General features: G+C 64.0%; 14 protein-coding genes. 8 read left to right on the top strand and 6 right to left on the bottom strand.

All coding sequences use genetic code 11. The annotated features are described in order from the left end of the window. Nucleotides 1-58 precede the first annotated feature (58 nt). Nucleotides 59-742 carry a ribonuclease T2 family protein gene (locus JQ641_RS24910; protein ID WP_211998525.1) on the bottom strand — a complete coding sequence of 228 codons (684 nt, stop codon included), beginning with the start codon at nucleotides 740-742 and terminating at the stop codon, nucleotides 59-61. 153 nt (nucleotides 743-895) lie between these two features. Then, nucleotides 896-1354 carry a hypothetical protein gene (locus JQ641_RS24905; RefSeq protein WP_211998524.1) on the bottom strand — a complete coding sequence of 153 codons (459 nt, stop codon included), beginning with the start codon at nucleotides 1352-1354 and terminating at the stop codon, nucleotides 896-898. A gap of 165 nt (nucleotides 1355-1519) precedes the next feature. Between JQ641_RS24905 and JQ641_RS24900 the strand changes: the two genes are divergently transcribed. Then, nucleotides 1520-1810, top strand: coding sequence for a hypothetical protein (locus JQ641_RS24900; protein WP_211998523.1), 291 nt, complete (start codon nucleotides 1520-1522; stop codon nucleotides 1808-1810). Between the two features lie 42 nt (nucleotides 1811-1852). Then, nucleotides 1853-2389, top strand: coding sequence for a DUF3617 domain-containing protein (locus JQ641_RS24895; protein ID WP_211998522.1), 537 nt, complete (start codon nucleotides 1853-1855; stop codon nucleotides 2387-2389). Between the two features lie 200 nt (nucleotides 2390-2589). On the opposite strand, the gene JQ641_RS24890 is transcribed toward JQ641_RS24895, so the two are convergent. The 3 genes from JQ641_RS24890 to JQ641_RS24880 all read right to left on the bottom strand — a co-directional run bounded on the left by JQ641_RS24890 (nucleotide 2590) and on the right by JQ641_RS24880 (nucleotide 5292). Beyond that, nucleotides 2590-3975 (bottom strand): ATP-binding protein, encoded by a 1386-nt coding sequence (locus tag JQ641_RS24890; protein WP_211998521.1) that lies wholly within the window; start codon nucleotides 3973-3975, stop codon nucleotides 2590-2592. Between the two features lie 19 nt (nucleotides 3976-3994). Further along, nucleotides 3995-4678: a response regulator gene (locus JQ641_RS24885; protein WP_192737696.1), complete on the bottom strand. Its 684-nt coding sequence runs from the start codon at nucleotides 4676-4678 to the stop codon at nucleotides 3995-3997. Between the two features lie 62 nt (nucleotides 4679-4740). Continuing rightward, nucleotides 4741-5292, bottom strand: a complete 552-nt coding sequence (locus JQ641_RS24880; protein ID WP_192737695.1) for a MarR family winged helix-turn-helix transcriptional regulator — start codon at nucleotides 5290-5292, stop codon at nucleotides 4741-4743. 343 nt (nucleotides 5293-5635) lie between these two features. On the opposite strand from JQ641_RS24880, the gene JQ641_RS24875 reads away from it, so the two are divergent. The 6 genes from JQ641_RS24875 (at nucleotide 5636) to JQ641_RS24850 (ending at nucleotide 11058) form a co-directional block, all read left to right on the top strand. Continuing rightward, entirely contained in the window at nucleotides 5636-6712 is a 1077-nt protein-coding gene (locus tag JQ641_RS24875; protein WP_211998520.1) for a branched-chain amino acid aminotransferase, read from the top strand. 119 nt (nucleotides 6713-6831) lie between these two features. Continuing rightward, nucleotides 6832-7722 carry a branched-chain amino acid aminotransferase gene (locus tag JQ641_RS24870; protein ID WP_211998519.1) on the top strand — a complete coding sequence of 297 codons (891 nt, stop codon included), beginning with the start codon at nucleotides 6832-6834 and terminating at the stop codon, nucleotides 7720-7722. A 236-nt stretch (nucleotides 7723-7958) separates the two neighbouring features. Further along, on the top strand, nucleotides 7959-8477 hold the full coding sequence (locus JQ641_RS24865) for a YegJ family protein (protein ID WP_211998518.1): 519 nt from the start codon (nucleotides 7959-7961) through the stop codon (nucleotides 8475-8477). 145 nt (nucleotides 8478-8622) lie between these two features. Further along, nucleotides 8623-10137 carry a histidine--tRNA ligase gene (gene hisS, locus JQ641_RS24860; RefSeq protein ID WP_211998517.1) on the top strand — a complete coding sequence of 505 codons (1515 nt, stop codon included), beginning with the start codon at nucleotides 8623-8625 and terminating at the stop codon, nucleotides 10135-10137. Between the two features lie 174 nt (nucleotides 10138-10311). Then, nucleotides 10312-10515 (top strand): tautomerase family protein, encoded by a 204-nt coding sequence (locus JQ641_RS24855; protein WP_025590867.1) that lies wholly within the window; start codon nucleotides 10312-10314, stop codon nucleotides 10513-10515. A gap of 147 nt (nucleotides 10516-10662) precedes the next feature. Next, entirely contained in the window at nucleotides 10663-11058 is a 396-nt protein-coding gene (locus JQ641_RS24850) for a thioesterase family protein (protein ID WP_211998516.1), read from the top strand. Nucleotides 11059-11173: 115 nt separating this feature from the next. On the opposite strand, the gene proC is transcribed toward JQ641_RS24850, so the two are convergent. Then, complete coding sequence (gene proC, locus JQ641_RS24845) at nucleotides 11174-12049, bottom strand: pyrroline-5-carboxylate reductase (protein WP_211998515.1); 876 nt, start codon at nucleotides 12047-12049, stop codon at nucleotides 11174-11176. Nucleotides 12050-12054: the final 5 nt, after the last annotated feature.

Raw genomic sequence — 12054 nt, 5'->3', positions numbered from 1 at the left:
CGAACGAAGGAAGACGTGGATGCCCGGGTCAAGCCCGGGCATGACGACGAGGGAGGTTTCAACTTCCCCGCACCGGCGGCATCACGACCTCGTCGCGGCGGCAGGCGCGGCGGTCGATTTCCTCGCAGGAGCGGAATTGCAGGTCCTTGCTCATGCAGACCCTGACTTCGCTGAGCCGACGGCTGCTGCAGACGACCGAAATCGCCGAGCTGCTCAGGCCGGGATTGACCTTGATAAAGGCTGCCTCGAGCGCCTCGGGGGCGATCGTCTTCGATTCCGACAATTGCAGGAATTCCTCGGGGATCTTCACCGCGGCGCGGGCTTTGCGGATGTTCTCGAAATAGGCCCGCGCGCCAAGGCCGGAACAGGTGCCGTGCTTGTCCCACTCGTTGAAGATCAGCCCGGGCGCCGGCATCAGGTCCAGCATCGACGTCATGATGTTGCGGTCGAGACGGGGCGACGGCCGCTGGCAATATTCGGGAAAGCCGCGCTCATATTGCGGCCACAGGCCGTGGACCACGAAGGAAAACGGGCGCTCGCACTGGATCTGCGCAGAACGGCCGCTATTACCGCGTTCGGAGGCCGCCTCGCAGAAGGAGGGCGACCACGACAGGGCCAGCACGTAGAAATCGAACTCGCCAGGGGCGTTCTGCCGGCGGTCCTGCGCGGCGGCGTGGCCCGCGGTGACCAAGACAAGTGCCAGCGAAATCAGCAGCCGCGAAACAATGACCGATGGAAACATCAAACGCTCCCTTACTCGCCAAGCATGACGTACTCGATTACCCGAGCCTAGCAGGGAACCGGAACATTTCAAGAACAAAAATGGTGAGGCGCGAATCGGGTGGCGCCGGCCGCCGCGATCGAAAAACTCTGGCAGGAAGCTTAGGGGTAAGCTTTAAGGCCGGGCAGCCTTGCAGCCGGGGTTATAGGCCCAGTTGCGGTCCAGCCCGGTGACGCACCATTCGACGCCCTGGCCGAAGCCGGCAAAGCCGCCATCCTCGATGATCGAATAGTGCACGTTGCGCACCTTGCCGTCGCTCAGCATCACGTCGCCGGTGCAATAGCGGCGCGGAATGTTGTCGGATTGCCAGGGACGGAACGTGGTTTCGTGGACCCGGCCATAGGCGGTGATGGTCAGGGGGGAATTCCAGAAGGTGCTTTCCTTCTCGCGGAACTGCGAAATGATGGTCGGCAGCGCCGATTCGCAAGGCGCAACGCGCCCGTCATAGCGGGGACCGGACAGCCAGAAATTCAATTCCAGCGGATTGGCGGCCTCTGCCGACTGGCCGAATGCCAGCACGGCAAGCGCCGCAGCCAGGCCGAAGGTTTTCAACGATGTGAAGAGGGTGCGCATGGGAATTCCGCCGGTCATCCAACCCTCCGGACCGTGCCGTGAAGCCCGGACGAGGTCAAGTGCAGCGCGGCAACACCTTGCAGACAAGTAGGGGGTCGGCCGTAACCCATTCTTTTCACAGCCGCCGGCGCACTCTATGGTGACCTCAGCGAAATGGAGTCGGCGATGCAGAGAATTGGGGCCGCGTGCCTGGTTGCGATATGCGGGTTGCTGGCGGCTGCGCCGGCGCAGGCCGACTGGGTGCCGCCGTTCAAGGGCAATGATACCGGCGGCATTATCGCCTATTCGCTGGCCAGGCAGGCGGATGCGCGCCAGCTCGCGGTCGATCACTGCGCCGGCTACGGCAAGGTGGTGAAATTCCTCGCGGTGCAGCCCTATGACGGCGGATACGTCTCCTTCGCCTGCCGCTGGGTGCCCTATGGGGCCAACGCCCGGCCGCTGCGCACGCTCTACTGAGCCGGACCTGAACGCCTGATCCACGACCAGCGGAGCGCGAGCATGGCGCGACAGCTTCATTCATTTTGTTTGGCGCTTGGCCTGCTCGCCGTGTGGCCTGCGAGCCATGCCGGCGCCGTCGAGCTGCCGGTGCGCAAGGCCGGCCTGTGGGAAATGAAGGTGGTGCAGACCGGCTCGCCGGTGCCCGAGATGACGATGCAGCAGTGCACCGACGCGACCACCGACAAGGATATGAGCACCTCGTTCTCGCCGATGGCCAAGGACGTCTGCTCGAAAAACGATATCCAGAAGACCGCGACCGGCTACGTCACCGATTCCGTCTGCGGCTCCGGCGGCATGTCGGTCAAATCGCGTGCCGAGATCACCGGCGATTTCAACTCCGCCTACACCGTGAAGTCGACCTCGAACAGCACCGGGGCTCCGGCCGGCGTGCCGCGCGACTCCACCACCACGATCGAGGCGAAGTGGCTAGGGGCCTGCAAGGCCGATCAAAAGCCCGGCGACATCATCATGCCCGGCGGCATGAAGATAAACCTCAAGGACATGGAAAAGCTGAAGGGCCTGTTGCCGAAGAAGTAGCGGAAGTCAGGCGGCTATGTTTCCTCATCTGGTGGCCGCATGGTTCGAGACGCGCGGCTTCGCCGCGCTCCTCACCATGAGGGTCTAGCGTCTCATCTGAAACTGCCAAACCTCATCCCCGCGCAACGGCTTTGCCGTTGTCGCTGGAGGAGCGCGTCTTCGCGCGTCTCGAAGGATGAAGGCCCCAATCCGGCAGCAAATCAAACCGGCACCCTGACCGCCGCCCTTAATCCGCCCATCGGACTGTCGCCGAGCGTGATGTCGCCGCCATGCGAACGGGCGATGTCGCGGGCGATCGCCAGCCCAAGGCCGGTGCCGCCTTCGTCCTGGTTGCGGGCGTCGTCGAGCCGCAGGAACGGCTTGAACACTTCCTCGCGCATGTTGGCCGGAATGCCCGGCCCATCGTCGTCGATCGTGACCGTCAGATAGCGGTGGTCGCGATGGCCGGTGATCGAAATCGTGTTGGCGTGCCGCGCGGCGTTGGAGACGAGGTTGGCGAGGCAGCGCTTGAACGAGGCCGGTTTGACGGTCACGACCGGCAGGCCGTGGAACGCCACCGTCGCGGTGTGGCCGTGGCGCTCGGCATCGCTGCGCAACTCCTCCAGCGCCATCGACATGTCGGTCGGTTGCGCGACCTCGCCGCTGTCGCCGCGGGCAAAGGCGAGATAGGCCTCGAGCATCGCGGACATCTCGTCGACGTCCTTGCGCATGCCGTCGACCTCGGGAACGTCGCCGATCAGCGCGAGCTCGAGCTTGAAGCGGGTCAGGATGGTGCGCAGATCGTGGCTGACGCCGGCGAGCATCGCGGTGCGTTGCTCGATCGAACGCTCGATGCGGGCTTTCATTTCCAGGAAGGCCTGCGCCGCGCGCCGCACTTCGCGCGCGCCGCGGGGACGGAAGTTCGGCGCCTCGCGGCCCTTGCCGAAACTTTCGGCGGCGTCGGCGAGCCGCAGGATCGGCCTGATCTGGTTGCGCAGGAACAGCACCGCGACGATCAACAGGATCGAGGACGTTCCCAGCATCCAGAAGATGAAGATCTCCGAATTGGAGGCATAGGCCGCGCTTCTTTGCGCAAAGATACGCATCACGGCGTCATCGAGCTGAATGCGGATCTCAACGAGGTTGGATTTGCCGACGGTGTCGATCCAGAACGGGCGGCGGATCTGGCGGCCGATCTGTGCCGACAGGGTCTGGTCGAGCAGTGAGAAGAACGGCTTCGGCCCGGGGGGCGGCATGTCGCCGACCGGGAGAAAATCAACCACGAGCTGCAGCCGCTGCCCGACGAGGCGCAATTGCGCGCGGTCCTTGTCCTGCGGAAAGAACTTGTAGATGTCGATCAGGCTGGCGATATCCTGCACCACGGCAGCCGACAGGCGCCGCGTCACCGTGTTCCAGTGCCGCTCCATGAACACGAACGCGACCACGGTCTGCAGCACCACCATCGGCACGATCATGATCAAGAGCGCGCGGGCGTAGAGGCCGGTCGGCATCCAGCCCTTGAACGCGTTGCCCATCCAGCCATTGACCTTGGAGACCCGGCCGGCGGCGGTGCGGATCAGCGTGAGGCCGGTGTCGAGCGTGCTCATCGCGCTTGGTTCGTTTGGCTCACGGCGACGCCACCAGGCGATAGCCGATGCCGCGCACCGCCTGCAGGAACAACGGATTGGCCGGATCTTTTTCAATCTTGCGGCGCAGCCGGTTGATCTGCACGTCGACGGCGCGCTCGTTGACGGTGCCGCCGCCGGTCAGTGCCGCGCGCGGCACGGTCTCGCCGGGGCTCAGGCTCAGGATGCGCAGCATCTCGCGTTCGCGGTCCGTCAGGTGGATGATCTCATCGCCTTCGCGCAGTTCGCCGCGTTCGAGATGATAGACGTAGGGCCCGAACGCGATCTGCTCCAGCGCTTCAACTGCCGGCGTTGCGGTGCGCTTGAGGATGTTGCCGATCCGCAAGACCAGTTCGCGCGGCTCGAAGGGTTTCGCCACATAATCGTCGGCGCCGATCTGCAGGCCTTCGATGCGGGCTTCCGCCTCATGGCGCGCCGTCAGCATGATGATCGGCACCGAGGAGGAGGTGCGGATGAAGCGGGCGAGATCGAAGCCGGTTTCGCCGGGCATCATGACGTCGAGGATCAGAAGATCAAAATGCAGGCCGAGCAGCTTGGCGCGGGCGTCGGTGGCGCTCGCCGCGGTCGTGACGCGATAGCCCTCGCCGGACAGGAAGCGCGACAGCAAGTCGCGGATACGGCGGTCGTCGTCGACCAGCAGCAGATGCGGGGCGTCGTCGGCCATTTGCCGCGGCGACCGCACGGTGGCTGCGGCGACGGTTGGGTTGGCAGTTCCTTGGGCCACGGTCACTCCCTTGGCTTCTTTCCGCTGCCGAAGATCGTCTCCAGCACCTTGTCCGGATCGTCGCGATCGATCATCGCGCGCAGGAACTGCCGCAGCACTTCCTGGCCGGCGGTATCGATGTCCTGCATGGCGCGGTTGATGCGATCGGTCTGCAGCCCGGCGAGCTTGCCCACCAGGGCCTCGCCCTTCGCCGTGGCGTAGAGAAGGCGCTGCCTGCGGTCGTTATTGCCGGTCTTTTGCACGATATAGCCTTCGTCCAGCAACTGCTTGAGCACCCGGCCCAGCGACTGCTTGGTGATGCGCAATACGTCCAGGAGGTCGGCGACCTTGAGGCCGGGATAGCGGTGGACGAAATGCATCACCCGGTGATGGGCGCGGCCGAACCCGAACGCCTCGAGCTCATGGTCGGCATCGCCGACGAAGTCGCGATAGGCGAAGAACAGGAGCTCGATGATATCCCAGCGCAATTCGCCCGCGCGCGGGGCCGGCGACACACCGTCAGGCCCCCTCGAATCAGGGTCACCGGCAGGCCTCGAGAAATTTATGTCAGTCATGTTGACATATCTTGGGTTCAATGTTACAAAACTACCAGCCACGACGAAACTTTAAGTCGTTTCGGCCTTGGCAACGTTAGGGGCGGCCGGAGTAAGCCAGCGATGGCGGCAACGGCCGCGAATTGGACTACCGTGCGATTGTCGAGCGGCATTTGCGCAAACATACTGGACTTCGGCACTCCGCAAAAGCGTGTCCTCAAGGGACTTGCCAGCGATGGAAACCAGCGGCAAGGCCGGTGGTGGTGAAGTTCGGACCAATCAAGCAAGCAGGCTTGACGAAACAGGCCTGCGCCAGGAAACGCACCGGTTCCGACAGCAGGAAGCAAGGGCGGGAAGCAAGACAATGAGTTTGAAATTCGAAATCCGGCCAACGCCCACTCCGACATCCGAGCAGGAGCGCACGGCAAAGCTCGCGGACCCCGGCTTCGGCCGGGTCTTCACCGATCACATGGCGATCGTCCGCTACAACCAGGCCAAGGGCTGGCATGACGCGCGGGTCGAATCCCGCGCCAATTTTCCGCTCGATCCGGCCGCCGCCGTGCTGCACTACGCGCAGGAGATTTTCGAAGGCCTCAAGGCCTACAAGCGCGACAACGGCGTGAACCTGTTCCGTCCCGACGCCAATGCAAGGCGCTTCAGGAATTCGGCCGAGCGCATGGCGATGGCGCCGATCCCCGAGGACGTCTTCATCGAAGCGGTCGAACAACTGGTGCGCATCGACAGCGCCTGGATACCCGGCGGCGAGGGCAGCCTCTATCTGCGGCCCTTCATGATCGCGAGCGAGACCTTCCTCGGCGTCAAGCCTTCCTCCGAGTACATCTTTTCCGTCATCGCCTCGCCGGTCGGCTCCTATTTCAAGGGCGGACCCGCGCCGGTGTCGATCTGGGTGTCGGAGAACTACACGCGTGCCGCGATCGGCGGCACCGGCGCCGTCAAATGCGGCGGCAATTACGCCGCCAGCCTGCGCGCACAGGCCGAGGCGATCGAGCACGGCTGCGACCAGGTGGTGTTCCTCGATGCGGTCGAGCGCCGCAACGTCGAGGAACTCGGCGGCATGAACGTGTTCTTCGTGTTCGACGACGGCTCGCTGCTGACGCCGCCGCTCGGCACCATCCTGCCCGGCATTACGCGGGATTCGATCATTGCGCTGGCCAAGGATTCGGGCACGCGCGTGCGTGAAGAACTCTACACGATCGACCAGTGGCGCAGCGACGCCGCCAGCGGAAAGCTGAAAGAAGCCTTCGCCTGCGGCACGGCCGCGGTGATCTCGCCGATCGGCAAGGTATGTTCGGCGAGCGGCGATTTCCTCATCAGCGGCGGCGCTGCCGGCCCCGTCGCGATGGGGATGCGCAAGAAGCTGGTCGACATCCAGTACGGCCGTGCGGACGACCCGCACGAGTGGATCCGAAAGGTCCTGTAACCGGCGGCGGAATCTTCCGCCGCCTCTTGAGACAAGCAGCGTTTCATTGATTTGAGCACGGGGCCGCGCACGCCTCGCGGAGTCGCGCGCGCGTGCGCGGTCAAACTGGGAGAGAGGCCATGGGAATTTCCTTCGACAAGATCGATGGTGTCATCTGGTACGATGGCAAGCTCGTGCCGTGGGCTGACGCCAACGTCCATGTGCTGACCCACGGCCTGCATTACGCGAGTTGCGTGTTCGAGGGCGAGCGCGCCTATGGCGGCAGGGTGTTCAAGAGCACGGAACATTCCGAGCGGCTGAAGAATTCGGCCAACATCCTCGATTTCGAGATTCCGTATTCGGTCGCCGAGATCGATGCCGCCAAGCAGCTCGTCATCGACAACAACAATCTGCCTGATGCCTATCTTCGCCCGATCGCCTGGCGCGGTTCGGAGATGATGGGCGTGTCGGCGTCCTCAAACACCATTCATCTGGCGATCGCCGCCTGGGACTGGCCGAGCTATTTCGATCCGGCCACCAAGATGAAAGGCATCCGCATGTGCCTTGCCGAATACCGGCGCCCCGATCCGATGACGATCCCGGCGATGGCGAAGGCCTCGGGTCTCTACATGATCTGCACCATCTCAAAGCACAGAGCGGAGCGTGCCGGCTATGCCGACGCCATGATGCTGGACTGGCAGGGGCGGGTCGCCGAATGCACCGGCGCCAACATTTTCTTCATCGCCGATGGCAAGATACACACCCCGATCGCCGACTGCTTCCTCGCCGGCATCACCCGCGCCACCGCAATCGATCTCGCGCGGCGTCGCGGCATCGAAGTGATCGAACGCCGCATCATGCCGGAGGAGCTCTCGGGCTTTACGGAATGCTTCATCACCGGCACCGCCGCTGAGGTGACACCGGTGGCTGAGATCGCCGAGTGGAAGTTCACGCCCGGCAAGATCTCGGAACAGCTGATGGCGGATTTTGCGGTCGAAGTGCAGCCCGGGGGCAAGGCAGCAGCGGCGTAAGGCGCTCTCCGTGTCCCGGACGCGGTGCAGCGTGCAACGCTGCGCCGCAGAGCCGGGACCCATGGCACCTACATGGATGGACCCCGGATCAGCAGCGCACCACGCCTGCGGCGCGCTGCGCAGCATCCGGGGAACGTCGGAGCAACTGCCCTTTGCCTCTGCCAGCCCATGAACTGTTTCGCCCCCTTGCGCGACCAACTCCGGACTTGCGGATAGCGGTGCGTGAAATGGTTACAATGAGCTCAGCCCTCTCGACATGCTCGAAATGCGTCGTGGCGGCCGCCTTCGCGGCGGCGCTTGCGCTTCTCGGCTCCCCCACAACGAGTGTCAGGGCCGAAGACCGTTCCCCCGTGATCGACTTTCGCAACGGCGACCCGGAGATCAATGCTGCGATCGCGCAGGCGCGGTCCACGCTGCCGAAATTCTGGGCCTCCTACGACGCGCCAAAACCGTCGGAGACCGGTCACTCTCTCAAGGCGCGGTTTCCATATCCGAACAACAGTGGCGAACATATCTGGATGGCCGAGGTGAAGAAGATCGGAGACGGCCGCTATTCGGGCAGGTTCGCCAATGCGCCGCGCCATTTGCCCGGCAAGCGGGCCGGCGACCTGGCCGAGTTCAGGGAGGCCGACATCTCGGATTGGATGTTCTTGCGGAACGGCAAGATCGTCGGCGGCGAGACCATCCGGCCGATGCTGAAGAAGATGTCGAAGGCCGACGCCGATGCGCTGCGTGCCAGGATGGAAACTCCCTAAACGCCGGGCAGGACGTTCTGGTCAAAACCGGCCCGGTGGGCTAAGTGCGAGGGATGGGCCCAGCGAAACGAGCCCACCTGTTTTTCCCGGTGAGCGCGGCGCCAGAAGCGGCATTGCCCACCCTACACAAGTTGCAACGCCGCCCATGGCCGACAAACCCAAGAAACCCCAGAAGCTGAAGGCGCGCCTGCCGCGCGGGCTGGAAGACCGTGGCCCGGCCGCGATCTCGGCGACGCGGCAGATGGTCGAGAAAATCCGCGAAGTCTATGAGCGCTACGGTTTTGAGCCGGTGGAAACCCCGGCGATGGAATTCACCGACGCGCTCGGCAAATTCCTGCCCGACCAGGACAGGCCGAACGAAGGCGTGTTCTCGTTTCAGGACGACGACGAGCAGTGGATCTCGCTGCGCTACGATTTGACCGCGCCGCTGGCGCGCTATGTCGCGGAAAATTTTGACTCTCTGCCGAAGCCCTATCGTTCCTATCGTTTCGGGTGGGTTTTCCGCAACGAGAAGCCGGGTCCGGGTCGCTTCCGCCAGTTCATGCAGTTCGACGCCGATACCGTCGGCGCGCCGACGCCGGCCGCGGATGCCGAGATGTGCATGATGGCGGCGGATACCATGGAAGCGCTCGGCATTCCCCGCGGCAGCTATGTGGTGAAGGTCAACAACCGCAAGGTGCTCGACGGGGCGTTAGAGGCGATCGGTCTCGGCGGCGAGGAGAATGCCGGACGCCGCCTCACGGTGCTGCGCGCCATCGACAAGCTCGACAAATTTTCGGCCGACGAAGTTCGCAAGTTGCTCGGTCCCGGACGATGGGATGGAGGCGAAGAAGGCAAGGGCGACTTCACAAACGGAGCCGGCCTGAGCGCCGCGGACGCCGACATCGTTTTGGCCGTCACGCAAAAACGCGACGACTGGAAAGAGGCCATTGCCGCCGCGGATGCTTATCTCGCCAAGAGCGACGTGGGTCAGGCCGGCGTCAGCGAATTGGAAGAGATTGCCAAACTGGTCACAGCATCCGGTTACGCATCGGATCGCATCCGTATCGATCCTTCCGTCGTCCGCGGTCTCGAATACTACACCGGTGCAGTCTACGAAGTTGAACTGCTGCTGGACACCAAGGACGAAAAGGGCCGCCCGGTCCGTTTCGGCTCGGTCGGCGGCGGCGGACGTTACGATGGTCTCGTCTCGCGCTTCCGCGGCGAACCCGTTCCTGCAACCGGCTTCTCCATCGGCGTGTCGCGGCTGCAGGCGGCGCTGACACTGATCGGCAAGGTCGATACCAAGCCCGCTGTCGGGCCTGTCGTCGTCACCGTGTTCGGCGGCGAAATCGCCGATTACCAGAAAATGGTCGCGACGCTGCGCAACGCTGGTATCCGCGCGGAACTATATCTCGGAAACCCGAAGCACAGCCTCGGCCAGCAGATGAAATATGCCGACCGCCGCAACGCGCCCTGCGCGATCATCCAGGGCTCGGACGAGCGGGCGAACGGCAAGGTTCAACTCAAGGACCTGATCCTCGGCGCGGGGCTGACCGAGATCAAGGACCGCGAGGAATATCTGAAGAAGCAGTCCGAAGCCCAATATGAGGTCGATGCAAGCAAGCTCGTCGATGCCGTGCGCGAAGTTTTGGCGCGCCATGACGCGAAGTGGAATTAAAAGCCCTCATGGTGAGGAGGCGCCCTTGCGCCGTCTCGAACCATGAGGACAATAGGCCATCCTTCGAGACGCGGCCAAGAGGCCGCTCCTCCAGCAATAACGGCGGAGCCGTTATGCAGGGATGAGGACTGAGTTTTGTGGCGAGTACAGCAAGAGCAAAGGGAGAAGAAAAAAATGCCCGAGATTACCGTGAGCATGGCCGCCGGCCGCACCGACGAGCAGAAGGCCGGCATGATGCGCGACATCACCCAGGCGCTGGTCAAGAACCTCGGCGTCGATGCCGATGCGGTCGTGATCCAGATCAACGAAGCGCCGCTCGCCCACAAGATGAAGGGCGGCAAGACCTTTGTTGAGCGCGCGGCTGCGGCGAAGAAGTAGGGCGCCTGTCGTCCCGGCGAACGCCGGGACCCATACCGCGTTGTGCTCTCGGTTGGAGCAAGGTGGCCGACACCTTCGGCAACAACAACGTTCGGTGGCTATGGGTCCCGGCTCAAGGCCGGGACGACGATATCATCAGGACCACCCATGGACGCACGCGAAATCATAAAAATAGGCATGAGCGCCGAGCGCACGCTGGTGGTGCCGCCGGAGCGCACGGTTGGGCATTTCGTGCCTGATATGCCGATGGTCTATGCGACGCCGATGATGATCCTGGAGATGGAGATGGCATCGGGTGACGCTGTCCGGGACCATCTTCAGCCGGGCTGGATCACCGTTGGCACCGAGGTCGATATCCGCCATCTCGGCGCTTCGCTGGTCGGCGCGACCGTGCGGACCACGGCAAAAGTGGTCGCAGTAGAACGCCGCGTGATCCGCTTCGAGGTCGAGGCCTTTGAGGGCGAGCGCAAGATCGGCGACGGCCGCCACGCCCGCGGCCTCGTCAATGTCGAGATGTTTAACAAGCGGTTTGGCGCGAAGTAGTTTCACGTAGGGCCGTAGGGTGGGCAAAGGCGCTCTTGCGCCGTGCCCACCATATCTCCACGGTGTTGCTCTGAATGGTGGGCACGCTTCGCTTTGCCCACCCTACGATCTTCGACTACTTCGCCAAATCCTTCGAGCGCTGCGTCGCCGCGGCCACCGCGCGCGTCATCAGCTTCTGCATTCCGTCCGAACCCATCAGCACTTCGAGCGCGGCCGCGGTGGTGCCGCCCGGCGAGGTGACGTTCTGGCGCAAGGTCGCCGACGACAGCTCCGAGCGGTGCAGCAGTTCGCCGGAGCCGGCGACGGTTTCCCGCGCAAGCTTGGTAGCGAGCTCCTCCGGTAGTCCGGCCGCAACACCGGCGCGCGCGAGTTCTTCGGTGAGCAGGAACACGTAAGCCGGCCCCGAACCGGACACTGCCGTCACCGCGTCCATCAGGCTTTCCTTGTCGACCCATTCGACCGAGCCCGTCGCGCGCAGCAGCGCATCGGCGATCACGCGCTGCGCGGCGCTGACTTTCTTGGCGGCGACCGCAACCGTGATGCCGCGGCCGATCGCGGCCGGCGTGTTCGGCATGGCGCGAACCACGCTGCCGCCGACGATCGATTCAAGCACGGCAATCGTCGTGCCCGCCATGATCGAGACCACCAGCGTCGATGATCCTGCAAAAGCCTTCAGCGCCGCACCGGCTTCGCGAAAGGATTGCGGCTTCACCGCCACCACCAGCGTATCGACCTCGCCGACATCCTTCGGCGTTGGGTTCAGCCGGATGCCTTGCGCCGCCAGCGCGTTGATCTCGCCGGCGGGATGCGGCTCGATCACCACGACGCGCCGGGGATCGAGCCCCTGCGCCAGCCACCCGGTCAGCATCGCGCCGCCCATCTTGCCGGCGCCCGCAAGCGCGATGGTGCCGTGGAGGTTTTTGAGTGCGTTGGTTGTGCTCAAGGTGATCACCACGAATTCGCTGTCGTCCCGGCGAAGGCCGGGACCCATAACCA

This window comes from Bradyrhizobium sp. JYMT SZCCT0180, assembly GCF_018130165.1.
Classification (GTDB): domain Bacteria; phylum Pseudomonadota; class Alphaproteobacteria; order Rhizobiales; family Xanthobacteraceae; genus Bradyrhizobium.
This window is presented reverse-complemented; position numbering and strand designations above follow the sequence as displayed.